Source organism: Saccharopolyspora soli, assembly GCF_022678645.1.
GTDB lineage: Bacteria > Actinomycetota > Actinomycetes > Mycobacteriales > Pseudonocardiaceae > Saccharopolyspora > Saccharopolyspora soli.
Genome location: NZ_JALBWV010000013.1, coordinates 55,932 through 80,867, shown reverse-complemented (window position 1 = coordinate 80,867; position 24,936 = coordinate 55,932). Strand labels below are relative to the sequence as shown.

Genomic DNA, 24,936 nt, shown 5'->3' with positions numbered 1-24,936 from the left:
TCCGAAGTGGCGGGTAGTGGAGGAGGAGCAGGGATGCGGGTGGTGGTTGTCGGAGCGGGCATCGTCGGGGCGGCTGCCGGGTACGAGCTGGCGCGGTCCGGTACGGATGTCGTGCTCGTCGACTCGGCGATCCAGGGGCGGGCGACTTCGGCAGGGGCGGGCATCATCTGCCCGTGGTCGTCGCAAGTGGACGATCCCGACTGGTACCGGGTCGCGGTCGCCGGGGCGGAGCACTACCAGGACTTGGTGGCGGCGTTGGCCGCCGACGGCGAGCCGGACCTCGGCTATCGGCGCGTCGGCTCGCTGCGGCTGGTCACCGAGGACGAAGCCGACGCGGAATTGCAGCGGGTACTTGGGCGCGCCGCGGACTCCCCGTTGGCCGGTGAGGTCGCGCTGATCGCCGGCCAGCGTGCTCGCGAGCTGTTCCCGCCGTTGCGGCACGACGGCCCGGCGATCCACGTTCCCGGCGCGGCCCGGTTGGACGGTCGCCGGGTGCGTGATGCGCTGCGGCGCGCGGCTGAACGGCACGGTGCGCGGATCGTCAACGGCACCGCGTCGATCGTCAGCACCGATGGCGAGGTGCGCGGCGTGCGGATCGAGGACGAGTTCGTCGCGGCGGATGCGGTGGTCGCAGCCGCCGGGGCGTGGTCAGCGCAGCTGCTGGAACCGCTCGGCGTCGAGGTGTCGATCGTTCCGCAACGCGGCCAGATCATGCACCTGCGGCTGCCCGGAACCGACACCGCGAACTGGCCGGTCGTGCTCCCGCGGTCGCGGCACTACCTGCTGACGTTCGACGATTCACGGGTGGTTGTCGGCGCGACCCGCGAGGACGGCAGCGGCTTCGAGCACCGGGTGACCGCTGGCGGGCTGGCGGAGGTGCTGCGCGAGGCGCTGTCGGTGGCGCCGGGCCTGGCCGACGCGGCGTACGTGGAGACCCGAATCGGGTTCCGCCCGATGGGTCCGGACGTCCGACCGCTGCTCGGTACGGTGCCGCAGGTGTCCGGCCTGGTCGTGGCCAACGGCCTCGGCGCTACCGGTCTGACGATGGGCCCCTACGTCGGCTCCGTCGCGGCGAAGCTCGCGTTGGGCCTCGACCCCGGCTTCGACATCAGTCCCTACGACCCGCTGCGGTAGCCGCAGTCAGCCCTCGGGGCGCAGCGGGCCGTGGCTGCCGACGAGCCGGACGGTTCCACCGGCGAGGCGGTAGGAGAGCCCGGCCACCGCGCAGCGGCCCGCGGCCACCTCGGTGGCCAGCAGGGTGGAGCGTTCCATCATCAGGTCGATGGTGCGCTGGATGTGCACGTCCACGATCTCGTCGACCTCGGTGGTGCCCGCGGCGCGGGCGGCCAGCACACTCGGCGTCACGCGCTCCACGATGTCCCGGACGTAGCCCGGCGGCGCGGTGCCTTCGATGCACGCCTGGCGCGCGGCCGTGACCGCTCCGCACGAGTCGTGCCCGAGCACCACCACCAGCGGGGTGCCGAGCACGCCGATGCCGTATTCGATGCTGCCCAGCACCTCTGGACCGGCGACGTGCCCCGCGGTGCGGACCACGAACAGGTCGCCGAGGCCCTGGTCGAAGATGATCTCAGCGGCCAGCCGGGAGTCGGAGCAGCCGAAGAGCACCGCGAACGGCCGCTGTCCGGGCGCGAGCGAGGCGCGGTAGTCCGCGTCCTGGTTCGGGTGCAGCCGGGCGCTCTCCACGAACCGCCGGTTGCCTTCCAACAGCATTTCGAAGGCGTGGGCAGGCGAAGACGGCGGATTGGACATGCGGAAAAGCTACCGCACGTTGGTTCGAATGACGCCGTTCGAGCACCGCCGTATGGGCGAGGTCACCACTGGCGAGCGGGCAGCAATCCAAGATGTAACACGTGATACATTCGGTTCCGTGACGGCGGAGCGAATGCCCTGGTTGGTGTTGGTGGTGCGGCTACCCGCCCAGCCGTCGCGACACCGCGTGGCGGTGTGGCGGGAGTTGCGCCGGGTCGGCGCGCTCTCGCTGGGCCAGGGCACCTGGGCGCTGCCGGACGTGCCCGGCGTCGCCGCCGGAGTGGCGCGCGCGATCGAGCTGGCCGAACGGGGCTCCGGCGAGGTCGTCGTGCTGGCGGCCACCGGACGTGACGAACCCGACGCGGCTCGCCTGACGGCGATGTTCACCGCCGAACGGCAGGAGGAGTGGGCGGAGTTCCTGGCCGACTGCGGCAAGTTCGACGCCGAGATCGACAAGGAGTTGCGCAACAACAAGCTGACCATGGCCGAGCTGGAAGAGGAAGAGCAGAGCCTGGAACGGCTGCGCCGCTGGTACCGCGATCTCAAGGCGCGCGACGTGTTCGGCGCACCTGCGGCGGCCGAAGCGCAGCAGCGCTTGCAGCACTGCACCGACCGGCTGGCCGAGTACACCGAGCAGGTTTTCCAGGCGCTGCACCAGATGTGACCGGAAACGCCACAGTGGACGGTGGAGGGATGGTCGGATGACCGGCATCAAACCGGTGGCAGGGCACCGTGCCGGGCAGGTTTTCCCGTTGTACGCAGCGGGATTCGTCACCGCGTTCGGCGCGCACAGCATCGCCGCCGGGCTGGGCGCCTACACCGGTTTCGCCTCGTTGCTGGCACTGGGTCTGCTGCTGGCCGTCTACGACGGGGCAGAGGTGGTCCTCAAGCCGGTCTTCGGGGCGATCGCGGACCGGATCGGGCCGCGACCGGTGCTCTTCGGCGGGCTGGTCGCGTTCGCAGCGGCCTCGGCGGGGTTCGTGCTCGCCGATGACCCGGCGGCGGTGGGGCTGGCCCGCCTCGGGCAGGGCGCCGCGGCTGCCGCGTTCTCCCCGGCGGCCGGTGCGCTGGTCGCCCGGCTGGCACCGGGCTCGCAGCACGGCCGTGCCTTCGGCGGCTACGGCGCCTGGAAGGGGCTCGGCTACGCCCTCGGACCGGTGCTGGGCGGCGTCTTGATCACCCTCGGCGGTTTCGGCCTGTTGTTCGGCGCGCTCGCTGGGCTCGCGCTGGTGGTGCTGGCCTGGGCGGCCCTAGTGGTGCCGAGGGTGCCGCCGCTGCCAAGAACCCGCCAGACCCTGTTCGACCTGGGCCGCAGATTGACCGCGCCAGGCTTCCTCGGTCCCACCGCCGCACTGGCGGGCGCGACCGCCGCGCTGGGCGTGGGTGTCGGGTTCCTGCCGGTGGTGGGCGCGGGCGATGGGCTGGGGCCGCTGGCCACCGGGGTGGCGGTGTCGGTGCTGGCCGCGACCGCTGCGCTGGTGCAGCCGTGGGTAGGTCGAGCGCGCGACGCCGGGCGACTGGTGGAGGGCGCCGGGATGGCCGGTGGGCTCGCGGTGGCCGCGGTGGGGCTGCTCGTGGCCGCGGTCGTGCCGGGTCTGCTGGGCATCATCGTGGGCGCGGTAGCCATCGGCTTGGGCACCGGCGTGGTCACTCCGTTGGGCTTCGCCCACCTGGCTGCCTCTACGCCGCAGGAGCGGCTCGGCCAGACGATGGGATCGGCGGAGGTCGGGCGCGAGTTGGGTGATGCGGGCGGTCCGCTGCTCGTGGGCGTGATCGCCGCGGTGTTCTCGCTGGGCGTGGGGCTGGCCGGTCTCGCGGCGGTGCTGCTCGCGCTGGTCGTGGCGATGTGGTCGCTGCGGTCCGGTGCGCAGCGCTGACTGCGTCCTTTCGCGACAGTCGCGGTACTGAACTCCGCGCCCCGGCGCAGTCACCTCGAACGGCTCACCGAAACGAGACGGCCCGGTGGTTTCCACAGCTAGCGACCCGGCTTTGAGCGGCGTATTGTCGTTGGCGGTGGATCGCTCCAGCCCTCGGCGCACCGCAGAAGCACGTGACGTATGCCGGGGCTGTTGAACATTCGACCGCGGGACCACCGGACGCTCGGCGGGTGCTCGACCCAGGTGTCTGGACGGCGTACCTCTCGCGGACATCCGACAACCGGAAAGGCATCGGCGTCGTGGCAGGCGTCGGCGTCAGCCCGGCTGGCGGTTTGGTCACTGGGGGTAGCCACCAGCCGAACCGGTCGGTGGTGAGACGGGCGAGGGGGCCGCCTCACCACCGGCGTTTTTGGTTCCACAGCAGGGAACCCGGTCGACATGAAACTCGACCGTATGAAGTCTCGGGTCAGTTCACGCAGGGGATGCCGTTCGCGTTGATCGCTTCCGGCCCAGGGACGCTGGCCTGCGTCCGGTGCGGGCCGTCAAGGGTCACGGCGCGCGGCGGCGCGAAGCCGGTCGGCCCGTGGTAGTCGCTGCCGATGACGACCCGAACTCGGCCGCTGGGCGCGGATTCGTCGGGTTCGGTCGGCAGCCCGCCGAGCAGTCCCGCGACCCGGTCGGCTGTGGCGGCGCTGTCCGGGGCGTAACGCACGATCGAGGTCTTGCGGGTCGGCGCGTTGCCGACTCCGCCGACTGGCACGCTGCGGTTGGCGAGTTCGGTTCGCACCCGCTGGGCCAGTCCGGTGCTCTTCGTGGCGTTCAGCACGTCCACGGTGGCCGCCGTTCTACCGGGTTCCGCGGTGGAGGGGTCGATCGTGCGGTTGATCGCGGCCCGCACCTCGCGCGGATCGACCAGGATGGCCTGCCCGTCTTCCGGGGTTTCGTAGTCGGCGTCCTCGATGGGAATGGTGGTGAACCGGATCGCGCCGCCAGCCAGTCCGCGCAGCCGGTCGGCGAAGGCGAGCACGTCCCAGTCGCTGTCCAGCAGCACGGATTCCTGCACCGAGGCGATCAGTTCACGCATCCGGGTGGGATTGGTCAGCACCCCACCGGAAACCGCTGATTGCGTGAGACCGGCCAGGAACGCCTGCTGGCGCACCATGCGGTCCAGGTCGCCGCGCGGCAGACCGTGCCGCTGGCGCACGAACGCCAGTGCGTCCGGACCGGAAATGGTCTGCGGCCCAGCGCGGAAGTCGGCACCGGAGTAGCTGTCCCGCGTGGGAGCGAGCAGGCACACCGGAACCCCGCCGACGGCTTCGGTGATGCGTGCGAAGCCCAGCAGGTTGACCTCGGCGTAGTGGTCGATCGCCACACCGGTGAGCTGCTCGACGGTGCGCACCAGCAACTTGCGCCCGGCGTCGCCGCCCAGCCGTTCCAGTTCGGCCTGGTCGGTGACACCGCGCCTGGTCTGCGCGTCGATGGCGGCCTCCTTGCCGCGGCCGTACGCGGAGTTGATCTTGTGGTGGCCGTGGCCGGGGACCTGCACGAAGGAGTCGCGCGGGAAGGAGAAGCCGACGGCGCTGGCGCCGTCGTTGGGGATGTGCAGCAGGATGACCGTGTCGGTCAGCGCCGCGTCGTTGGCACCGGCGTGCAACTCCCGGAGCACGCTGGCGGGCAGCGGGTTGCCGTGCGCGTCGGTTCGGCTGTCCATGCCGACCAGCAAGACGTCGGTCGCCCCGTCCGCGCCAGCACCCTCGGTGACGTTGCTGGTCGCGAGGCCGTTGAGCAGGTGGCGGTAGTTGGCCCACGCGTACCCGGTCACCACCAGCACCAGCACGGAGAACACGGTCACCACGACCCGCACCCCGGCGCGGCCGCCACGATTTGCCCTGCCGCGGCGCGGCAGCCGCCGACGTGGGTGCGCCCAGCGGCGGCTGGCCGTTGTGGTGTTGTGGTGCGGTGGCACGGTTCCTCCGGCAGTGCGTCCCAGACTCTGCTCGAACCCCAGCCTTTCCAGGATCGCACTCACCGGCGATTCCAGCAGCTCATCCGATCGCGGCCAATTCGCACGACGCACCGTGACCGCCCGATCGATGTCCGCTGTGGACAGTTGTGCCGTACCGGCCACAGTGGATGGTGATCAGTCCTCGGTTTCGACGGCTGGCGGCCGGTCGCGCAGGTCGCCTTGGCGGATGCGGTAGACCTGCAGCGCGGTGTCGTAGTACTTGGTCGTCTCGCCGACCCACTCCATGCCGATGCGCTCGGCGGTGGCGATCGCGCGGGTGTTGTCCGGACGGGCCAGGCCGAAGACCTCGTCGATGTCGCAGCTGAACGCCCAGTGCAGCAGGGCGGTGGCGGCCTCGGTGGCGTAGCCGTGGCCCCACGCCTCCGGGCGCAGCTGCCAGGTCAGTTCGAGGTCGTGGTCGTAGGGCGGCAGCATCCGCAACACCAGGCCGCCGATCACCGCATCGTCGGAGCGGCGCTGCATCGCCCAGCGCCCGGTGGGCGGCACCAGGTTGGGTTGCGACTCGGTCCAGGAGTGCACGACCGCGCGCATCGCGGCGAGGTCGGCGACGTTGGTCATGACCGGAGTCAGCCACTCGGTGACCTCGGGTCGGCCGTAGACCGCCAGGGCGGCTTGCACGTCGGAGTCGCTGGTCGTCCAGTCGCGCACGATCAGGCGTTCGGTGGTCAAGGGCGGCTGCATGGCGCCCCTCGCCTTCCTCGCACCGGCAGATCGGCCCGCCGGGCGATGCTGGGGGAGGAACCTCGATTCTAGTTCGCCGCTGCGGCCACCGCGCTGGTGCGCGGCTACCATCACCGCGATGACCTGCAACGACGGGGGCGGTGTGCGATGTCGCAGTCGGTGATGAACGCGTGGGTGGTGGCCGAGCCCGGCCCGGTGCGCACTCGGCCGCTGGTGTCGCAAACCCTGCCCGTGCCGGAGGCGGGCGACGGTGAGTTGCTGGTTCGGGTGCGCGCCTGCGGCGTCTGCCGGACCGATCTGCACGTCGCCGAGGGCGACCTGCCGGTGCACAAGCCACGCGTGGTGCCGGGGCACGAGGTGGTGGGCGAGGTCGTCGCCCGTGGCCCAGGCGCGACCGGCTTCGCCGAGGGTGACCGGGTCGGTATCGCGTGGTTGCGGCACACCTGTGGCAGCTGCACCTACTGCCTGCGCGATCAGGAGAACCTGTGCCCGCGGTCGCGGTACACCGGGTGGGACGCCGACGGCGGCTATGCGGAGTTCGCGGTGGTGCCCGCCGACTACGCGTACCGGCTGCCGGAGGGGTATTCGTACGAGAAGCTGGCCCCGCTGCTGTGCGCGGGCATCATCGGTTACCGGGCGTGGTTGCGGGCGGAGGTCCCCGCGCATGGCCGGTTGGGCATCTACGGATTCGGCGCGAGCGCCCACCTGGCCGCGCAGGTCGCCATCGCCAGCGGGGTCACCGCGCACGTGTTCACCCGCTCCGCGCGGGCGCGGGAACTGGCGCTTCGGCTCGGCGCCGCGTCGGCCGGTGACGCGAGCGATCCGTCGCCGGAGCCGTTGGACTCAGCGGTGCTGTTCGCCCCGGCCGGGGAGCTGGTGCCGATCGCGTTGGCCGCGCTGGACCGCGGCGGAACTCTGGCGGTGGCCGGGATCCACCTCACGGACGTGCCGTCGCTGAACTACCAGCAGCACCTGTTCTACGAGCGGAACCTGCGCAGCGTCACCGCGAACACCCGCGCGGACGGCCGGGCCTTCCTGGACTTCGCGGCCCGGCACCACCTGGAGATCACCACTACGCCCTACAGCCTGGACGCAGCCGACCGAGCACTGGCCGACCTCGAATCCGGCCAGGTCAGCGGCGCGGCCGTGCTGGTTCCACAGCGCTGAGCGGAACTCGCTGCACCGCAAGGGCAATGGCTCAGCGGGTCAGCTCTCGCAGCGCTGCGGGCAAGTCCTGGACTCCGGTGAGCACTCGGTGGGCGAGTGCCAGGGCGTCCGCGGCTGGTGGGAAATGCGGATTGGGGACGGCGAAGACCGTCGTGCCCGCGGCGGCCGCGGCGCGCAACCCATTGCTGGAATCCTCGACGGCGGCGCAGTCGGTGGCGGCAACGCCGAGTCCGCGTGCCGCTCGCAGGTACACGTCGGGAGCCGGTTTGCCCGCGCCGACCTCTTCGCTGGAGACCGCGTAGCGGACTGTCGTCTCCAGGTCGGTCGCGTCCAGGAATGCCTGGATGATGCGGGGCGGCGCGGAGCTGGCGATCGCGACGAGGTGGTCGGCCGCGACAGCGCGCACTGCTTCGGTCGCGTGCGGCAGCAGCGGAGGTTCGTCGGCGTAGCGCCGGGCCATGCGGTCGATGACCTCGGTGGCGATCTCGTCCCAGCTCGCGTCGGCACCGAGCTCGTTGACCAGGTAGCGCGCCCATTCCGGCGTGCTCATGCCCATCATCGCCTCGGTCGCCCCCGGCGCCCACGTGCCGCCGCGCTCGGCGACGACCTCCCGCCGGATCTGGTCCCACAACTGCTCGGAATCGACGAGCACCCCGTCGAGGTCGAAGATCACGCCCGTTGGTCGCACGCCGCCGATCCTAGATCCGCCATCCGGCGGCCACCAGAACTCCACTGTGGACGTTCGTCATGATGTTTATGAGGTCTATTGTTTCAGTGTTGAATGAAATTAATCTGCGGGGGCAGCGCGGGACTTGACTCTGGAAACCGGAAACGCCCCGAACGAAGCGTCGCGCCGGGCACTCGGCGTTTTCCGGTACCCGGCGCGGGTGCGGACTCAGTGGGCGGCGGGCAGCGGGGGGAGCGTTCCGTTCGCGTCGAAGTTCCAGTCGTGCGGCTCGCCGAGCGCGGTCATGTCCGGGTGCGCCGCGACTTCCTCGGCGTAGACCTCGGAGACCTCGATGCGCGGCATCGACAGCGTGTTGCGGATGCGCACCACCCTCGCCGGGCGGTCCTGCGGGCCGCGGGAGAGGTGCAGGGCCGCGATGATCGCGTCCCGGTCGTTGGCCAGGGCCATCGGGATGCGTGCTCCGTCGGGCACGCCCGAGGTCAGCGAGTTGGTGTAGAACGAGCCGAACTCGATCTGGTCCACGCAGCGCTGGGTGGTCACATCCGCGATGCCCAGGCCGCAGGCGTTGCCGTTGGTGTGCTCGGTGAGGCCGAGCACCACGATCCGCTTGATCGGCACCGCCTGGAACTTGTCGGCGTTGACCGGGGCGCGGCCGGTGATGTTGGGGTCCATCCCGGCGCCGCTGATGTCTTTGCCGATCTCGTCGACGACCAGCACGTCGATGTCCGACATCAGCAGCTTCGGCATCAGGTGCTTGGCCTCTTCCAGCAGTTCCGCCTCGCGCTCCAGGAGCTTTTCGGTCGAGACCAGTTCGATGCGCGCGATGTGCTCGTAGCCGTTTTCCACCACGGCCATCCCGAACTCGATCGGGACCACCCGCAGCACGGCCTCGGCCACCGCCGGGATCAGCCGGTCGAACGCCTCGAAACCGTGGGTGTGCAGGGTCGTCGCGCCGCGGTGCTTGCCGAGGCCGATGGCGATCATCTTCGCCAGTCCGCTTTCGTGGGTGCCCCGGAAGTCGGTGTGCGGTTTGACCCGGCCGAGCACGATCACGCTGTCGGCCTGGGCTGCTTCGGCATCGAAATGCACGGGGGTGCCGTCGGGCAGTTCGGCGACCACGACCGTCTCCATGGACGACACCACCGGGGCGCCCACGCTCTCCTCGGTGACCCCGTATTCGGCGAGCACCTGCCGCTGGCCCTCGGCCGTGGCGCCGCCGTGGCTGCCCATCGCGGGCACCACGAACGGCTTGGCGCCGCAGCCGATCAGGGCGTCGACCAGGGTGATGACGATGCGGTCGATGCGCGCCACCCCGCGGCTGCCCACGGTGATCGCGATCCGCTTGCCGCTGACGGGGTTGGTGCGGTCGTGTTCGGCGACCTGGCTGCGGATCGCGCCTTCGAGGTCGCCGACCGCGTCCGCGGCGAACCGCTGCTCGATCGGGATCATCCTGGGAAGTTCGATGTCCGCCCCGGACAACCGGACCTTTTCGACGTTGAACATGCGGCCGATCCTTCTTCGCGCGTTGACCCGGCAGTGGTCTGAACAGTTGACCTGATCCTCGCACGCGATGCGGTCGGTTGGAAGGGGTCGCGATTGTGCACGCCGGGTAGCGAACACCGGAAGTCCACGGTGGACGCCTCGGCGCGAGGTGTCCCGTTGGTGACGGGCCGTAAGCTGGCCGGGTGCCCGTCAAGCGCCCCAACCCCGTGCTTTGGCTGTACTACCAGTACGGCGGCACGCTGCCGGCGCGGTATCGGGAATGGGTGCTGCGCGATGCCACTTGCAAGACCTGGGTGCTGCGGGTGCTGGTCCGGTGCTTGATCCAGGTCGCGCCGTTGGGTGCGGTGCTGTTCGTCGGGCTCGGCGTGCTGGGCGGGTCGTGGCCGATCGCCGCCGGGGCGCTGCTGCTGGGCGTCCTCGTCGTGGTCCGCATCGTGCTGACCAGCTCGGTCGACAGCGTCGATGCGCGGCTGGTGCGCTACGGCTACCCACCTGGTCACGGCTCGGCGGTCCGTCGGCAGCGCGACGCCGAGGCCGCCGAGCGCTATCGGGCGGTCTGGCGCCAGCCCCCACCGGAGTAGATCGTCACGCGGCTCGGGTGCGGATCACGGCGACCGGGCACGGTGCGTGGTGCAGGACGCCGTTGGCCACCGAGCCCAGCAGCAGTCCGGCGAACCCACCGCGCCCGCGGTGTCCGACCACCAGCAGCTGGGCCTGTCGAGCCGCGTCGCACAAGACCGCGACGGGGTGATCGTTGGCCACTTCGCGGTGCACCACGACGTCCGGGTAGTCGGCGCACCAGCCGGAGAGCTGCTCGCAGAGGTGCAGGTCGGCTCGCTTCCGGATCTCCTGCTGGTCGGGTTGGGGGTATACGTCCATCGTGAAGTACGCGTCCGGGAGCGCTTGGACGGCGACGAGATCGGTGTGCCGCCGGTTCGCGGCTTCGAAGGCGTAGTGCACTGCGGCGTGGCTGCCCGGCGAGTTGTCGACGCCGACGACCACCGGGCCGGACGCCGCCGCGGTACCGCGCACCACGACGACCGGGCAGCGCGCGTGCGTGGCCACCGAGATGCTGATCGCGCCGAGCAGGGCATCGTGGAACATGCCGTGCCCTCGTGATCCGACGACGACGAGTTCCGCGGTGTCGGATCGGCGGACGAGTTCGTCGGCCGGGTGTCCGTCGGCGACTTCGTCGGTGATCGTCAACTCCGGCTGCTCGCGGTGGCAGCGCTCGGCGATGTCGCGCACCACCTGCTTGGCGAATCCTTCGCGGGCGGGATCGTCGTTGACCAGCACCAAGTGCATCGGGATCGCCAGTCGCACCGCCTCGGCGGCGGCCCACGCAGCCGCCTGCTCGGACGACCGCGAACCGTCGACGCCCACCACGACCGACTGCCGCGTTCTGGCCATGTGGTCAGGCTGCGCACCGGTGAGCGCCTGCCGAAAGAGTCGATGGGCCCGGCGGAATGCGACAAATCGACGCCTGGTCCCACCCGGTCGGAGTAGCCGCGCCCGCGGAACTACTATCGGCAGGTGTCCGATGAGCTGAATCCCGCAGCGATCTTCCGCGCCGGTACCCGACTGCGGCAGGTGGTCCGGCGCACCCCGCTGGAAACCAGCAACCGCCTGACCAGCGAACTCGGGATTCCGGTGCGGCTCAAGCGGGAGGACATGCAGGTCTGCCGCTCCTACAAGGTGCGCGGCGCGTACAACCTGATCTCCTCGCTGGATCCCGGTGAGCGCGAGCGCGGTGTGGTGTGCGCTAGTGCGGGCAACCACGCGCAGGGATTGGCGTTCGCCTGCCGGGAGCTGAAGATCAACGGCCGGGTGTACCTCCCGGCCAACACGCCCCGGCAGAAGCGTCGGCGGATCGCCGAGATCGGCGGCGAGTGGGTCGAGCCGGTGATCGTCGGCAGCTCGTTCGACGAGGCCAGCGTCGCATCGCGCGAGGACAGCGAGCGCACCGGCGCGATCTACGTGCACCCGTTCGACGACCCGCGGACCATCGCCGGGCAGGGCACGGTGGGTCTGGAGATCGCTGAACAGCACGACGGCCCGATCGACACGGTGATCGTGCCGGTCGGTGGCGGCGGCCTGCTGGCTGGCATCGTGGTGTGGCTAAAGGAGCACTTCCCCGAGGTCAGGGTGATCGGGGCCGAACCCGCCGGGGCGGCGAGCATGCGCGCGGCGGTGGACCACGGCGGGCCGATCGCGCTGCCGTCGGTGGACACCTTCGTCGACGGCGCGGCCGTCGGGCGCGTCGGGGACCTCGGCTACCAGGTGGTCCGGGAGCTCGTCGACGAGTTGGTCGCGGTGCCCGAAGGTGCCGTCTGCACCGAGATGATCGAGCTGTACCAGACCGACGGGATCATCGCCGAGCCCGCCGGGGCGCTGGCCAGTGCGGCGGCCCGGCTGCCGTTGGAGCGCCCGGCCAGGGGACCGGTGGTGTGCGTGGTCTCCGGCGGCAACAACGACCTGAGCCGCTACGGCGAGGTCATCGAGCGCTCGCTGGTGCACGAAGGGCTGCGGCACTACTTCCTGGTGACCTTCCCGCAGGAGCCTGGAGCGCTGCGGCACTTCCTCGACGACGTGCTGGTCGATGGCCAGGACGTGGTCGCCTTCGAGTACGTCAAGAAGAACAACCGGGAGACCGGCCCGGCGTTGGTGGGCATCGAACTCGACCGGGCCGACGAGCTGGAGGCCCTGCTGAAGCGGATGAAGGAGTCCCCGCTGCAGATCGAGCAGGTCTCGCCGGGCTCCCCGCTGTTCTCCTTCCTGCTCTGACCATTTGAGAATTGACCCGTTTTGCGTAGCGGTGCGCTTCAAAACGGGACTGAACGGGCGCGAGGCGGCTGTGCTGCTCTGAACAGCGGGATCAGTTCTGCAGGGGCAGGAGTTCTTCGGCTAGGCGGTGCAGGAATTCCTCGAACGAGGTGACCTGGTTCGCTGGGCGGATGACGAACTTGGTCAGGCCGGATTCGAGGTGGCCCTCCAGCAGCCGCCGGGCATCCGACCAGTTGGCCGCGACCAGGTCGGACGGATCGGCGTCCGGTCGGCGGTCGCGCACCGTGGCCAGCACTCCGGTGGGGATGCCGTCGTCGGCGACTAGGAGCGTGATGCCGTAGTGGTCGTCCTCGACTTCGCGGCCCGCTTCGGCCGCCGCCGCTTCGATCGCGGCCTTGCCGCGCCGGGTCTCCTCGGGCGATAGGAAGCTCGCCAGCCAGCCGTCACCGAGGCGGCCGATGCGCCGCAGCGCGGCCGGTGAGCTGCCGCCGAGCCAGATGTCCAGCGGCTTGGCCGGTTTCGGGCCGATGGACACGCCGTCCACCGCGAAGAACTGGCCGGTGTAGCTGACTTCGTCGCCGGTGAGCAGTTGGCGCACCAGGTGCAGGGACTCGTCGAAAACGGCACCGCGCTGGCCGGTCGGCACCGGGAACAGGTCGCGTTCGCGTCGCCGGGCCGGGCGCAGCCCGAACACCGGCAGCACCCGCCGCGGTGCGAGTCCGGCCAGCGTCGCCAGCTGTTTGGCGACCAGCACCGGATGCCGCCCCGGCAGCACGGCCACTCCGGTGCCGACCTTGAGGTTGGTGGTGCGGGCGAGTGCGTGCGTCATCCCGATGAGCGGGTCGACCTGCGCCGAGTACACGAATTCCGACAGCCACAGCGAGTCCACCCCGGCCGCTTCGAGCTGGTCGACGGCGTCGCCGAACGCATCGGGTGTGCCGTGCTGCGCGCCGAGCCCCACTCCGATTCGAATTTTCACCGTTCCATCGGACCACAGCCGCGGGTGGTCACGGGGAAATCCAGCGGCGTGATTTCGACTTCATTCTACATAATCTTGACGATGGTGCAGACATGTGAAGAAAATAGGTCGGCAACGCGGTCTGCGACTGCGAGGAGGCGGTTGGCGTGACGATCGCGGTAGGACCGGTTGCGGCGGACGCCGCCGCGCCGGAGGTCGACTTCGACCGGCAGCCGAACACCTACCGGCACTGGAATCTCCGGGTGGACGGGGCCATCGCCTGGTTGGAACTGGACGTCGACGAGCACGGCGGACTCGTGCCGGGTTACGAGCTCAAGCTGAATTCCTACGACCTCGGCGTGGACATCGAGCTCCACGACGCCGTGCAGCGCCTGCGGTTCGAGCACCCCGGCGTGCGCGCTGTCGTGGTAACCAGCGCGAAGGACAACGTTTTCTGCGCTGGGGCGAACATCCGGATGCTGGCCGCTTCGCCGCATCACTGGAAGGTGAACTTCTGCAAGTTCACCAACGAAACCCGCAATGCGATGGAGGACGCCACGGCGAACTCGGGGCAGTTCTACCTGGCGGCGGTCAACGGCTCCTGCGCGGGCGGCGGCTACGAACTGGCGTTGGCCTGCGACTGGATCATGCTGGTGGACGACAACTCCTCCAACGTGGCGCTGCCCGAAGTACCGCTGCTCGGCGTGCTTCCGGGCACCGGTGGGCTGACGCGCGTCGTGGACAAGCGGCGGGTCCGCAAGGACCGAGCCGACGTGTTCGCCACCCGCAGCGACGGAGTGCGCGGGAAGACCGCGGTGCAGTGGCGGTTGGTCGACGAACTGGCGCCGCGCCGGGGTTTCGCCGAGGCGGTGCGTCAGCGGGCGCTCGAAATCGCCGAGCGCAGCGGACGCCCCACCGAGGCACGAGGTGTGGAACTCACTCCCCTGCAACGGCGAATCGATGCCGACGGGATCGAGTACCGGTACGTGTCGGCGGGTTTCGACCGCGTGGCGGGCACCGTGGAGATCACCGTGCGCGGGCCGGAAGAAGTACCCAGCAGCGTCGGCGACGTGCACGCCGCGGGGGCTGCGGGCTGGACGCTGGCGATGACGAGGGAACTCGACGATCTGATCCTCCGGCTGCGCACCAACGAACCCGAGCTCGGCACCTGGTTGCTGCGAACCGAAGGCGATGCCGACGCCGTGGTCGACTGCGAACGGATCATCCTGGACAACGCTGGCGACGACTGGTTGTGCAACGAGATCCTGCACTACTACAAGCGAACCCTGAAGCGGCTGGACGTCACCAGCCGCAGCCTCGTCGCGCTGATCGAACCCGGCTCCTGCTTCGCGGGCCTGCTGCTGGAACTCGCCTTGGCCAGCGACCGGCAGTACATTTTGGACGGTCCGCCGATCGACGACGAGGACAGCGCGCAGCGCGCCTCGATCCGGTTGACCCGGGCCAACTTCGGGGCCCTGCCGATGGGCAACGGACTTTCCCGGTTGCAGTCCCGGTTCTACGGCGAGGACGACCATCTGGACTGGCTGCACCGCGAACTGGACCGGGATCTGACCCCGGCCGAAACCGTCGAACTCGGGCTGGTCACCGACGCGCCCGACGACATCGACTGGGAGGACGAGATCAGACTGGCGGTGGAAGCCCGGCGCTCGCTGTCCCCCGACGCCCTGACCGGTCTGGAAGCCAATCACCGGTTCGTCGGCCCGGAAACCGTCGAGACGAAGATCTTCGGCCGGTTGTCGGCCTGGCAGAACTGGATCTTCAACCGCCCCAACGCGGCAGGCTCCGAAGGAGCGCTACGCCGCTACGGCACCGGAAGGAAGGCAACATTCGACCGGAAGCGAGTCTAAGACGTGTTTCCACACTCGTTCTGCGTAGGTGGTCGCTCAGCGGAACCTCAGACGCCGCCTCGACTGCGGGATCCCCGACATCATGTACCGCCGTACACCACGTCGGGGCTGTCCTCGCGAGGCGACGTCTGAGAACCCGCCGGTGGTCACCTTGCGTGCGTGGTGGAAAAGCGGCTGCGCCGCTTTGGGAAAGGACTTCAAGGAATGCCCGAGCAGATCGACTACAGCACGAAGATCCCGAACAACGTCGGGCTCGCCTCGGACCGGCGGTTGCAGCGCGCCCTGGAGGGCTGGCAGCCGAAGTTCATGAACTGGTGGGCGGAAATGGGCCCGGTGCTGGAGACCCAGGGCGTTTACCTGCGCACCGCGGTCAGCGTCGGCCGGGACGGCTGGGCGCACTTCGGGCACGTGGTGCCGGAGGAGTACCGGTGGGGGATCTTCCTGGCCGAGCGCAACCCCGACCGCCGGATCGCCTTCGGCGAGCACGCTGGCGAACCGGCCTGGCAGCAGGTGCCGGGTGAGTACCGGGCGGACCTGCAACGACTGATCGTGATCCAGGGCGACACCGAACCCGCCTCGGTGGAGCAGCAGAAACTGCTGGGTCTGACCGCGCCGAGCCTGTACGACCTGCGCAACCTCTTCCAGGTCAACGTCGAAGAGGGCCGCCACCTGTGGGCCATGGTGTACCTGCTGCACGCCTACTTCGGCAGGGAAGGCCGGGAAGAGGCCGAGGGGTTGCTGCACCGCAACTCGGGCAGCCCGGACACGCCGCGGATCCTCGGTGCGTTCAACGAGGAAACCGCCGACTGGCTGGCCTTCTACATGTTCACCTACTTCACCGACCGGGACGGCAAGTACCAGCTCGGCACGTTGAAGGAGAGCGCCTTCGATCCGCTGTCGCGGACCTGCGAGTTCATGCTCAAGGAAGAGGCGCACCACATGTTCGTCGGCACCACCGGGGTGGATCGGGTGGTCGCCCGCAGCGCAGAACTGATCCGGGAGCACGACACCCTGGACATCGGTCCGCACGGCGGAGTGCCGCTGGAGATCATCCAAAAGTACATCAACTTCCACTACACCGTCTCGCTGGACCTCTTCGGCGGCGAGACCTCCACCAACGCGGCCAACTACTTCACCGCTGGGCTCAAGGGGCGTTGGCAGGAGACCCGCCGCAAGGACGACCACCAGCTCACCGACGACAGCACGTTCCTGGACAAGCCCTGCCCGGACGGCACCTGGACGCAGGAAGAGGTGCAGACGCTGCTGGCGCTGAACTTCGACCTGCGTGGCGAGTACATCGCCGACTGCCAGACCGGTCTGAAGCGGTGGAACAGGATCCTCGCCGACCACGGCATCGAGCACCGGCTGGCGCTGCCGCATCCGGGTTTCAACCGCAAGGTCGGGATGTGCGCGGGCTACCACATCACGCCCGGCGGTGAGATCGTGGACGAGCAGACCTGGGCGGCCGGGCGGCGCAAGTGGTTGCCCACCGACGAGGATCTGACGTTCGTCCGCTCCCTGATGCACCCGGTGTACGAGCGCGGCAAGATCGCGAGCTGGGTCGCGCCGCCGACCAACGGCATCAACGGAAAACCGTTCGACTACGAATACGTCTACCTTTCCTGACCCGGAGGCGGCCGACGATGTCGCAAGCTTCGTCAACGAAGACAAGCTCCACGAGATTGTTCAACGCCACGCAATATCTTCTCGATCGGCAGGTGCTGGCCGGTCGCGGCGATCATCCGGCGGTCGTCACCACCGACCGGACCGTCAGCTACGGGCAGCTGTCCGACGACGTTCGGCGCGTCGCGGCCGGGTTGCGCGCACTGGGCGTCGGTCCCGAGGACCGGGTGTTGTTGTGCATGGCCGACGACGTCGAGCTGTTCGCCGGGATTCTCGCCGTGATGCACCTCGGGGCGATCGCGGTGCCGGTGTCGACCATGCTCACCGCACGAGAACTGCGCACGCTGGTTACCGACTCCCGCGCCCGGATCGTGCTGGGCTGTGCGGATTTCGGTGGCACGGTGGCCGAAGCCGTCGCCGGCGCGCCGGAAGTGCGGCACGCGGTCCAGGTCGGCGGTCACCCCGACGGCCTGCCGGCCGGGGTGACCGGGCACCACTGGGACGAGCTGTTCGCCCACGGCGCCGCCGAACCCTATGCGAGCTGGCCGGATTCACCGGCGCTGTGGTTGTACACCTCGGGAACCACCGGTGCGCCCAAGGCCGCCATGCACCGGCACATCGACATCGAGTTGGTCGCGGAGAACTACGGAAAACGGGTGCTCGGTATCACCGCCGAGGACCGCTGCCTGTCGGTGGCGAAGTTGTTCTTCGCCTACGGGATCGGCAATTCCATGTTCTTCCCGCTGTCGGTCGGCGCGACCGCGGTGCTGGAGTCGGGACGTCCCACCCCGGCGTTGTTCGCCGACCGCGCCCGTCGCGACCGAGCGACACTGCTGTTCGGCACGCCGAGCTTCTGGGCTCCGCTGTTGACCAGCGAGGTGTCCGACGACGCGTTCTCCTCGGTGCGCCAAGGGGTTTCCGCTGGTGAGATGCTTCCCGCCCGGTTGTTCCAGGGCATGCGCGACCGGTTCGGCGTCGAGGTGCTCGACGGGATCGGGTCCACGGAGATGCTGCACATCTACATCTCGAACCGGCCAGGAGCGGTCCGACCTGGCTCGTCGGGCACCCCGGTACCCGGCTACGACGTGCAGATTCGCGACGAGCGAGGCGTGCCGATCGAAGCGGCTGATCAGGCGGGGGAGCTGTACGTGCGCGGGGCGAGTGCGGCCACCGGGTACTGGTGCCGGGCCGACACCAGCAGGCAGGTGTTCCTGGGCGAGTGGATGCGCACCGGCGATACCTACCAGCGCAATGCCGACGGCACCTACACGTTCCTCGGCCGCTTCGGCGACATGATCAAGGCGGGTGGCATCTGGGTCGCGCCCAGCGAGGTCGAGGCGCAGCTGCTCAAACATCCTGACGTGGCTGAAGCCGCGGTGGTCGGCGTGGCGGACTCCGACGGGCTGGACAAACCGGTCGCCTGCATCGTGCCGGTGCCCGGCCGCCACGTCGATGAGGATGAGCTGATCCGTTGGTGCCGCGACGGATTGGCCTCCTTCAAGCGGCCCCGCGCGGTCGTGGAGCTCGCCGCGCTGCCGCGCACCGCCACCGGCAAGATCCGCCGCAACGTGCTGCGCGAGACGCTTGCGGCCGATGCACCGGTGCAGCAGGCCGGTTGATCACTGTTCCTTCGCGACGAGTTCGTCCCAGTGCTGCTGGGACGCTGGCCACCACGCGTCGTGCTTGTCGTGGAACAGCTGGGCGGCCTTGACGCCGTGCCAATTCGGCGGGAGCAGCCGCAGCGGGAGTCGTGGGTCCAGGAACGGGAACCGGCGCCACTCGTGCACCAACCGGATCTGCGCGTGCAGCACGTCGTGACCCGGGTCCAGGCCGGTGAACTCGTCGATGAACTCCGCGTAGCGGCGCTCCACTTCGGACAGGTCCCAGGAACGCGCCACGAGTTCGGCCTCGTCGCCGAGCTGGCCGTAGGACGCGACGAACGACATCGCCGCCGATTCGGGTAGCAACTCGGCGACGATGTGCTTGGCCTCGGTCTCGCGCCGCCGGTCCGGGCTGATCCACACCCCCGGCATCGGTGAGCCGAACCCGGCCCAGGTCAACCGGGTGCGCAACTGGTGGCGCAGGTCGCGCTTGGCTTCCGGCACGGACACCAGCAGGACCACCCAGGTGCCGTCCCAGTCGCGCTCGTCGCGGCCGAATCCGTAGATGCGTTCCGCGCCTTCGGTGAGCAGCCGACGCCCCTGCGGGGTCAGCGACCACCGCACCCGGCGGCCGCGGCGCTGCGACTCCAGCCAGCCTTCCGCTGCCGTCCGGGACAGGGCCTGGCGTGCGGACTTCTCCTCGATGCCGAACATCGCCAGCGATTCGACCAGCGTTGCGGTCCACACCGGCTGGTCCCGCGGCAGCACGAACTCGCCGAGCACCGTCATCAGCAGTGATCGGGCGCTGGCGTGGCTGACCTCCCGGCGGCGGCTCACCACCGGGCCCGGCACATCGGCCGACATGCTACGCAAGTACCTCCGAACGTCAGTTACTTGTAGTGTTTTCGAGTGTAGGCGCCGGTAGGTGGAGGGTGAAGGTGGTGCCGACGCCGACCGTGCTGCGGACCTCGATCCGGCCGCCGTGCACGTCGATGAGGTGATGGGTGATCGCCAACCCCAGGCCGCTACCACCGGCATGCCTGGTGCGGGACTTCTCCGCCCGCCAGAAGCGGTCGAAGACGTGCGGCAGCGCGTCCGCGCTGATGCCGACTCCGGTGTCGGCCACGTCGATCAACACCTCGTCGCCCACGCGCCGCGCCCAAAGCGCGACCCGCCCACCGGCAGCGGTGTAGCGCAGCGCGTTGGACACCAGGTTGCCCAACGCCTGGCGCAGCCGCGTGGGGTCGGCGGTGAGGTCGGGGTCGCCGTCCACAGTGGCGGCCAGCGCCACACCACCCGCCTCGGCTCGGCCCCGATGCGCCGCGGCGACCTGCTCCAGGACGGCGCCGACGTGCACCGGCTCCGGATACACCCGCAGCTTTCCGGCGTCGGCGAGCGCGAGATCCTGCAGGTCGTCCACCAGGTGCTGCAACAGCAGGGTCTCCTCCAGCAGGGACGCCACCAGCGGTTGGTCCAGGGTGGCGACGCCGTCCTGGGCGGCCTCCAGCCAACCGCGGACGTTGACCAACGGGGTGCGCAGCTCGTGGGCGATGTCGCTGACCATCGTCTTGCGCTGCGCTTCGGTGCGTTCGACCTGCGTGGACATCGCGTTGAACGCCGCCGCCAGCTCGCCGATCTCGCCGCGCGCCCTGGTGTCCACCCGCGCCGACCGGTCCCCGCCGCCCATCTTCCGCGCCGCCGCGGTGATCGCCGCGATGGGCCGCACCAGGCGGCTGGCGGCGAGCGCGGTCAGACCGACGGTGAGCACCAGGACCACCAGCGCCGTCCAGGCGATCCGCGACGTGCCCACAGTGGACAGATCGGTCGAGGCGCGGTCTCCGCCGGGACGGGTGATGAACAGCTGGGCCGCCGGTGAGACGTAGCCGCCGAGCTGTTCCCGCCGCCCGGCGTCCACGCAGCGCTTGTCCTCCGGCGACGAGCTCAATCCCTCCGGCGAGTTGGTCGTCGCCGCTCTGGCGGGCAGCGGAGCCAGGCCCTGCCGGGTCAGGCAGGCGTTGACCAAGGTCAGCAGTTCGGCGTTCGCGTTGGTTTCGGTCTCGGTGGTGGCCGGTGGGTCGGAACATGCCTCGCTCGGCCGGACGGAAGCGGTCGGCGGCAGAGCTGGCGCGACGCTGGGTGGGGCGGGCACGGCACCCGGTCTCGGTGCGACGGACCGGATTGGCGGCGCGGTCTGCCTGGGCTGCGGTTCCGTCGTGGCGACCGCAGTGGTGACCTGGACCGTCGAACGTCCGTTGGGCAGTTCGACGATCACACCGTCGCTGCCGTACCGGCGCAAGCACGACACCTGCCGTTGCGCGGCTTGGCGCAGATCGGCGCGTTCCGCCTCGGTCAGCCGGTACGGGCCGACCGCGCGCGGGTCGATGCCCGCGGCCGCGGCGTCGGGCTTGAGCACCGGATCGACGGCGAGCGGATCGACCACCGCCGACGGGGTTTTCGGCAACGGGGCGTCCTGCGCGTCACCGGAATCGGCGATCGGCAGGTGCGCCGGGTTGGTCAGCGTGATGCGGCGCCCGGTCTGCGCGGAGAGCTCGGACACCACCTGCTGGACCCCGGACCACTGCGGATGGGTGGCCGCGTAGCCCAGCAGCGAATCGTAGATCTTGGCGTCGGTGGCCAGCGTTTCGCCGAGTTCCTGGTTGATCGCACCGCTGGTGCTCTGCGCGGCCAGCCACGCGGTGGCCCCGATCGAGCAACCGGCCACCACCACTGACATCGCCAGCAGCCTGGCCAGCAGACTATGCCGACGCGCTATCACCAGCGATGTCCTGGAGCTTGTAGCCGACGCCGTACACGGTGAGCAGGTGCACCGGCCGCCGGGGATCGGGTTCGAGCTTGCGGCGCAAGTTCATCACGTGCACGTCGATGGTGCGCTCGGTGATGAACCGGTCCATGCCGAATGCCTGGCTGAGCAGCTGGCCGCGGGTGAAGGCGCGACCGGGTTCGGCGGCCAGCACCGCGAGCATCCGGAACTCGGCGGGCGTGCAGTCCAGCGGTGCGCCGCGCAGCGTGACTTCGTGGCGCTGCGGGTCCACCACCAGGTCCCCGACCCGCAACGGTTGCTGCCCGCGGTCCTGCCCGCGGCGGACCCGGCGCAGGATCGCGCGGACCCGCGCCGCGAGCTGCCGCGGGCTGTAGGGCTTGGTCACGTAGTCGTCGGCTCCGAGGTCGAGCCCGAGCAGCACGTCCTCCTCGGTGGTGCGGGCGGTGAGCAGCACGATCGGCACCTCCGACTCGGCGCGCAGGATCCGGCAGACGTCCAGACCGTCGACCTTGGGCATCATCACGTCGAGCACGATGAGGTCGGGTTCGCGCCGCCGCGCCTCGTCGATCGCCGCGCGCCCGTCGTGCACGACGACGACGCGGTGGTTGTCGCGTTCCAGGTAACGCCGGATCAGCTCGGCCTGCTTCGGGTCGTCCTCGGCGACCAGGACCTGTGCGCTCACTCGCGCATTATCGCCTTCCGCTGCCGCGCCAGTTGATCCGCCCACCGAACCATGACCGGGTCTGAACAGGATCTTCACAATCCGCCGCACCGCCGGGGAATCGAACAGCTTCTTCACATCGATCAGACGGGATCTTGAAAACCCCGCTGGAAGCTGTGCGGTGTCCGGCGCTCCGGACGAACTCCTCGAATGGAAAGGACGCGATCGATGAAGCTTGGTCGTACCTGCGCAGCCGCAGCCCTGCTCGGTGCGGCGGCGCTGCCGCTGGCGGCGCCGATCAGCTGGGCCGACGGCACCGATGCGCAACCACCGGCCGCCGCGCAGCAGCCCGCGCCGCCGGAGACCCGACCCGCACCGGGGGAGACGAGGCCCGCACCGCCGGAGGCGCGACCCGTGCCGTCGCAGCGGCCGGACGTGGCGCGGCCAACGGCCGAGCCGACGCGCGGGCAGGTGTCGCAGCGGCCGGTGGGTGCACCGCAGACCGGTGGAGGACCGGAGGAATCGGGGATCAACCCGGTCGCTGTCGGCGGTGCTGCCGCAGGCGTCATCGCTGTTGGCGGTGGGGCCGCGTTGGCGCTGCGTCGGCGGCGTGCGGCGGCGAACTGAGGCAGCTGGATGAGCGTGCATCCCCGCGCACGGGGAAACCGGGGTGGCCGCGGCAGGGTCGCGGCCACCCCGGCCCTCGTGGCCCTCGCCCTGTCCCTGGTCCTGTCCGGCTGCTCAGCGGCTGGTGAGTCCGTCGACCTCGCCTCGCCAGCTTCGGCCCAACCACCGGCCCAGACATCAGTCCGGACGTCAGCCGCGTTGCCGCCGTCGGAGCCGACGTGGATCGACGTTCCCCGGATCGGCGCCCGGTCGTCGCTGATCCCGCTGGGGCTCAACCCGGACCGAACGGTGGCCGTGCCGTCCGTGCACCAGCCGATGCAGGCCGGTTGGTACCAGTACAGCCCGACCCCCGGCGAAGTCGGCCCGGCGGTGGTCCTCGGGCACGTCAACGGTGACGGCCAGGACGGCATCTTCGCGAGGCTGCGGGAACTCCAGCCCGGCGACGAGATCCTCATCGGCCGCCAGGACGGGCAGGTCGCCCGGTTCGTCGTGCAGCGCATGTCGCAGCCGCCGAAGACTGGTTTCCCGGCCGACGAGGTCTACGGCGACACCGCGGGCCCGGAGTTGCGGCTGATCACCTGCGGCGGCTCGTTCGACCACGCCGCCCGCAGCTACCGCGACAACATCATCGCCTTCGCCACCCTGACCGGCACTGTCCACAACGGATAGTCAGGACAGCTGCTCGTGGCACACCGTGGTCAGCCGCCGCTCGCTGGCCGCCTCCAGCAGCCGGACTTCCGCGCGCGGACCGTCAAAATCCAGCTCGCCGATCGCGTTTCCGAAGAACGGACCGGCGCTCTTGCGCCATTCGACCGGTAGTGGCGCGACACCGGCCCGTTCCGCCAGCCGTCGGAACAGCCCTGCCAGGGGTGCCGTCCACGCTGCGCGCAGTGGTCCGCGCAGCACGCGCGGCGCCGGATTGTGCAGCGGTGAACACGTCAGCTGGAGCACGCGTGATCGGGTCGGGCGCGTGAACTCGGCCTCGGCCAGGTAGCTGTGGTGCACATCGCCGGAGAGCACGCTGATCGTCGCTGGCGCGGAAGCCGCGTCGGCGCGGTCCCGGATGAGCGCGGTGAGCCGGTCGAACGAGGTCCGGAACGCGGCCCAGTGTTCGAGGTCGCCGAACTGCCGGAGCGTTTCGGCGAGCTTCGGCAGCCGACCGAGGTCGGTGCACGCGAGCTCGTTCCAGGACTGGATGTGGTGCACCGCGTGCGGCAGCAGCCACGGCAGCGATGAGGCGAGCACCAGGTGTTCGCGGTCGCTGTCGGCGGTCTTGCGCAGCCATCGGAAGTCGCCGTCGGAGAGCATGGCGCGTTCGGCGGTTTCCAGGATTCGGCCGCAGCGGGTGTCCAGCACGACCAGCCGAGCCGGGCCGAGGTCGCGGTAGTAGCTCCACCGCGCGCCCTTCTCCCCGTCCCGTTCGGTGTCGGCGCGCGCGGCGTGCTCGCGCAGCACCGGGAGGGCATCACCGGACCGCCCGGCGGCCAGCACCTGCTGGTAGGTCTCGTCGCGGTCGAGTTCGTCCGGGCTGAGGTTGCCGATGTGCTGGTAGATCCAGTAGGAGATCAGTCCGCCGAGGACGCGCTCCGGCCACCACGGCTCGCGCGCCATCCGCACCCGCCATTCGCGGGAGGTGTTCCAGTCGTCCCGCACATCGTGATCATCGAAGATCATCATCGTCGGCACCGTCGACAGCAGCCACCGGATTCCCGCGTCACGCCATGCCTGCCGGTACAGCAGCGTGTACTCCTCGAAGTCGGCGACCTCGGTGCCGGGCGGTCGCCGGACATCGCGCCGGGCGCGCAGGACGCGCTGCAACTCCGGAGTGGTCTCGTCGGCGTAGACCTGGTCGCCGAGCAGCAGCAGGGCATCGGGCCAGTCGGATTCGGGCGTTCGCGCCAACTGGGCGCCATAGGCGGTCAGCGCGTCCGGTCCCAGTGCGTTGCGGAGCCTGGCGTCTTCGGGGCGGTCGAAGTGGCAGGAGCCGAACAGCAACCGCAACTTCGCCGATCTCGGCACCGGCCGGATCCAACTCGGCGGACTGCCGGGCTCCGGCCAGACCACGCGTTCGTCCAACCGCACCTCGTACGGGGCGGTGGTGTCCAGATCCCGCACGATGACCAGCGCGTAGTGGTGGCCACCGACCTGGAAGGTGCGCGCCGAGGCATCCAGCACCGAGACAGTGCAGGGGCCGTCGGTCTCCACCCAAACGGTGGCGCGAGTGTTGTCGACGTAGCGCAGCAAGGGGCCCAGCACCAACTCGGTCACCTGACCTGGATACCCGACCGACATCACGAAGGAAACAACAGCGGGTTGCGCG

22 protein-coding genes are annotated in these 24,936 nt (G+C 70.0%); 11 read left to right on the top strand and 11 right to left on the bottom strand.

Features of this window, described 5'->3' with window-relative positions; all coding sequences use genetic code 11:
• Window positions 1-33: 33 nt before the first annotated feature.
• On the top strand, window positions 34-1,134 hold the full coding sequence (locus MOQ72_RS12345) for an NAD(P)/FAD-dependent oxidoreductase (RefSeq protein WP_242183213.1): 1,101 nt from the start codon (window positions 34-36) through the stop codon (window positions 1,132-1,134).
• A gap of 6 nt (window positions 1,135-1,140) precedes the next feature.
• Here MOQ72_RS12345 and MOQ72_RS12340 read toward each other — a convergent pair whose 3' ends face one another.
• Entirely contained in the window at window positions 1,141-1,770 is a 630-nt protein-coding gene (locus tag MOQ72_RS12340; protein ID WP_242183211.1) for a carbonic anhydrase, read from the bottom strand.
• A 118-nt stretch (window positions 1,771-1,888) separates the two neighbouring features.
• Between MOQ72_RS12340 and MOQ72_RS12335 the strand changes: the two genes are divergently transcribed.
• Together MOQ72_RS12335 and MOQ72_RS12330 are read left to right on the top strand one after the other, a co-directional pair.
• Window positions 1,889-2,434 carry a Chromate resistance protein ChrB gene (locus tag MOQ72_RS12335; RefSeq protein WP_242183209.1) on the top strand — a complete coding sequence of 182 codons (546 nt, stop codon included), beginning with the start codon at window positions 1,889-1,891 and terminating at the stop codon, window positions 2,432-2,434.
• 37 nt (window positions 2,435-2,471) lie between these two features.
• Window positions 2,472-3,647, top strand: a complete 1,176-nt coding sequence (locus MOQ72_RS12330; protein WP_242183207.1) for an MFS transporter — start codon at window positions 2,472-2,474, stop codon at window positions 3,645-3,647.
• A gap of 466 nt (window positions 3,648-4,113) precedes the next feature.
• Here the strand turns inward: MOQ72_RS12330 and MOQ72_RS12325 are convergent, their stop codons facing one another.
• Both MOQ72_RS12325 and MOQ72_RS12320 read right to left on the bottom strand, forming a co-directional pair.
• A complete protein-coding gene (locus tag MOQ72_RS12325; RefSeq protein ID WP_242183205.1) occupies window positions 4,114-5,676 on the bottom strand; it encodes an LCP family protein in 1,563 nt (520 codons plus the stop codon).
• Between the two features lie 111 nt (window positions 5,677-5,787).
• Complete coding sequence (locus MOQ72_RS12320) at window positions 5,788-6,354, bottom strand: GNAT family N-acetyltransferase (RefSeq protein WP_242183203.1); 567 nt, start codon at window positions 6,352-6,354, stop codon at window positions 5,788-5,790.
• 162 nt (window positions 6,355-6,516) lie between these two features.
• Between MOQ72_RS12320 and MOQ72_RS12315 the strand changes: the two genes are divergently transcribed.
• Complete coding sequence (locus tag MOQ72_RS12315; protein ID WP_242183375.1) at window positions 6,517-7,521, top strand: zinc-binding alcohol dehydrogenase family protein; 1,005 nt, start codon at window positions 6,517-6,519, stop codon at window positions 7,519-7,521.
• 31 nt (window positions 7,522-7,552) lie between these two features.
• On the opposite strand, the gene MOQ72_RS12310 is transcribed toward MOQ72_RS12315, so the two are convergent.
• Together MOQ72_RS12310 and MOQ72_RS12305 are read right to left on the bottom strand one after the other, a co-directional pair.
• A complete protein-coding gene (locus MOQ72_RS12310; protein WP_242183200.1) occupies window positions 7,553-8,209 on the bottom strand; it encodes an HAD family hydrolase in 657 nt (218 codons plus the stop codon).
• A gap of 207 nt (window positions 8,210-8,416) precedes the next feature.
• Window positions 8,417-9,712: a nickel pincer cofactor-dependent isomerase, group 22 gene (locus tag MOQ72_RS12305; protein WP_242183197.1), complete on the bottom strand. Its 1,296-nt coding sequence runs from the start codon at window positions 9,710-9,712 to the stop codon at window positions 8,417-8,419.
• Between the two features lie 182 nt (window positions 9,713-9,894).
• Here MOQ72_RS12305 and MOQ72_RS12300 point away from each other — a divergent pair, with 182 nt between their 5' ends.
• Window positions 9,895-10,293 (top strand): DUF5313 family protein, encoded by a 399-nt coding sequence (locus MOQ72_RS12300; RefSeq protein WP_242183195.1) that lies wholly within the window; start codon window positions 9,895-9,897, stop codon window positions 10,291-10,293.
• A 4-nt stretch (window positions 10,294-10,297) separates the two neighbouring features.
• Here the strand turns inward: MOQ72_RS12300 and MOQ72_RS12295 are convergent, their stop codons facing one another.
• Window positions 10,298-11,122, bottom strand: a complete 825-nt coding sequence (locus tag MOQ72_RS12295) for a universal stress protein (RefSeq protein WP_242183193.1) — start codon at window positions 11,120-11,122, stop codon at window positions 10,298-10,300.
• 123 nt (window positions 11,123-11,245) lie between these two features.
• Between MOQ72_RS12295 and ilvA the strand changes: the two genes are divergently transcribed.
• On the top strand, window positions 11,246-12,496 hold the full coding sequence (ilvA, locus tag MOQ72_RS12290; RefSeq protein ID WP_242183191.1) for a threonine ammonia-lyase IlvA: 1,251 nt from the start codon (window positions 11,246-11,248) through the stop codon (window positions 12,494-12,496).
• A 91-nt stretch (window positions 12,497-12,587) separates the two neighbouring features.
• Here the strand turns inward: ilvA and MOQ72_RS12285 are convergent, their stop codons facing one another.
• On the bottom strand, window positions 12,588-13,475 hold the full coding sequence (locus tag MOQ72_RS12285; protein WP_242183188.1) for a TIGR03854 family LLM class F420-dependent oxidoreductase: 888 nt from the start codon (window positions 13,473-13,475) through the stop codon (window positions 12,588-12,590).
• Window positions 13,476-13,621: 146 nt separating this feature from the next.
• On the opposite strand from MOQ72_RS12285, the gene boxC reads away from it, so the two are divergent.
• The 3 genes from boxC (at window position 13,622) to MOQ72_RS12270 (ending at window position 18,564) form a co-directional block, all read left to right on the top strand.
• Window positions 13,622-15,322 carry a 2,3-epoxybenzoyl-CoA dihydrolase gene (gene boxC / locus MOQ72_RS12280; RefSeq protein WP_242183186.1) on the top strand — a complete coding sequence of 567 codons (1,701 nt, stop codon included), beginning with the start codon at window positions 13,622-13,624 and terminating at the stop codon, window positions 15,320-15,322.
• A 204-nt stretch (window positions 15,323-15,526) separates the two neighbouring features.
• Window positions 15,527-16,948 (top strand): benzoyl-CoA 2,3-epoxidase subunit BoxB, encoded by a 1,422-nt coding sequence (gene boxB, locus MOQ72_RS12275; RefSeq protein ID WP_242183183.1) that lies wholly within the window; start codon window positions 15,527-15,529, stop codon window positions 16,946-16,948.
• A gap of 17 nt (window positions 16,949-16,965) precedes the next feature.
• A complete protein-coding gene (locus MOQ72_RS12270; protein WP_242183181.1) occupies window positions 16,966-18,564 on the top strand; it encodes a benzoate-CoA ligase family protein in 1,599 nt (532 codons plus the stop codon).
• Here the strand turns inward: MOQ72_RS12270 and MOQ72_RS12265 are convergent, their stop codons facing one another.
• From MOQ72_RS12265 to MOQ72_RS12255, 3 genes are read right to left on the bottom strand one after another with little or no spacing between them, the layout of a single operon-like run.
• Entirely contained in the window at window positions 18,565-19,410 is an 846-nt protein-coding gene (locus MOQ72_RS12265) for a PaaX family transcriptional regulator (RefSeq protein WP_277953962.1), read from the bottom strand.
• Window positions 19,411-19,432: 22 nt separating this feature from the next.
• On the bottom strand, window positions 19,433-21,280 hold the full coding sequence (locus MOQ72_RS12260) for an ATP-binding protein (RefSeq protein ID WP_242183179.1): 1,848 nt from the start codon (window positions 21,278-21,280) through the stop codon (window positions 19,433-19,435).
• Window positions 21,281-21,302: 22 nt separating this feature from the next.
• Window positions 21,303-22,010 carry a response regulator transcription factor gene (locus MOQ72_RS12255; RefSeq protein ID WP_242183176.1) on the bottom strand — a complete coding sequence of 236 codons (708 nt, stop codon included), beginning with the start codon at window positions 22,008-22,010 and terminating at the stop codon, window positions 21,303-21,305.
• 207 nt (window positions 22,011-22,217) lie between these two features.
• Here MOQ72_RS12255 and MOQ72_RS12250 point away from each other — a divergent pair, with 207 nt between their 5' ends.
• Complete coding sequence (locus tag MOQ72_RS12250; protein WP_242183389.1) at window positions 22,218-22,616, top strand: hypothetical protein; 399 nt, start codon at window positions 22,218-22,220, stop codon at window positions 22,614-22,616.
• Between the two features lie 9 nt (window positions 22,617-22,625).
• Complete coding sequence (locus tag MOQ72_RS12245) at window positions 22,626-23,285, top strand: class F sortase (RefSeq protein ID WP_242183174.1); 660 nt, start codon at window positions 22,626-22,628, stop codon at window positions 23,283-23,285.
• Here the strand turns inward: MOQ72_RS12245 and MOQ72_RS12240 are convergent, their stop codons facing one another.
• A complete protein-coding gene (locus MOQ72_RS12240) occupies window positions 23,286-24,884 on the bottom strand; it encodes an alkaline phosphatase D family protein (protein WP_242183172.1) in 1,599 nt (532 codons plus the stop codon). It lies immediately after the preceding gene.
• Between the last annotated feature and the right edge of the window lie 52 nt (window positions 24,885-24,936).

Excerpts from the sequence above, each read along its gene's own strand:
- MOQ72_RS12345 (WP_242183213.1), top strand. The coding sequence starts at position 34 with ATGCGGGTGGTGGTTGTCGGAGCGGGCATCGTCGGGGCGGCTGCCGGG.
- MOQ72_RS12340 (WP_242183211.1), bottom strand. The coding sequence starts at position 1,770 with ATGTCCAATCCGCCGTCTTCGCCTGCCCACGCCTTCGAAATGCTGTTG.
- MOQ72_RS12330 (WP_242183207.1), top strand. The coding sequence starts at position 2,472 with ATGACCGGCATCAAACCGGTGGCAGGGCACCGTGCCGGGCAGGTTTTC.
- MOQ72_RS12320 (WP_242183203.1), bottom strand. The coding sequence starts at position 6,354 with ATGCAGCCGCCCTTGACCACCGAACGCCTGATCGTGCGCGACTGGACG.
- MOQ72_RS12315 (WP_242183375.1), top strand. The coding sequence starts at position 6,517 with ATGAACGCGTGGGTGGTGGCCGAGCCCGGCCCGGTGCGCACTCGGCCG.
- MOQ72_RS12305 (WP_242183197.1), bottom strand. The coding sequence starts at position 9,712 with ATGTTCAACGTCGAAAAGGTCCGGTTGTCCGGGGCGGACATCGAACTT.
- MOQ72_RS12295 (WP_242183193.1), bottom strand. The coding sequence starts at position 11,122 with ATGGCCAGAACGCGGCAGTCGGTCGTGGTGGGCGTCGACGGTTCGCGG.
- boxB (WP_242183183.1), top strand. The coding sequence starts at position 15,527 with ATGCCCGAGCAGATCGACTACAGCACGAAGATCCCGAACAACGTCGGG.
- MOQ72_RS12270 (WP_242183181.1), top strand. The coding sequence starts at position 16,966 with ATGTCGCAAGCTTCGTCAACGAAGACAAGCTCCACGAGATTGTTCAAC.
- MOQ72_RS12265 (WP_277953962.1), bottom strand. The coding sequence starts at position 19,410 with ATGTCGGCCGATGTGCCGGGCCCGGTGGTGAGCCGCCGCCGGGAGGTC.
- MOQ72_RS12260 (WP_242183179.1), bottom strand. The coding sequence starts at position 21,280 with ATGTCAGTGGTGGTGGCCGGTTGCTCGATCGGGGCCACCGCGTGGCTG.
- MOQ72_RS12250 (WP_242183389.1), top strand. The coding sequence starts at position 22,218 with ATGAAGCTTGGTCGTACCTGCGCAGCCGCAGCCCTGCTCGGTGCGGCG.
- MOQ72_RS12245 (WP_242183174.1), top strand. The coding sequence starts at position 22,626 with ATGAGCGTGCATCCCCGCGCACGGGGAAACCGGGGTGGCCGCGGCAGG.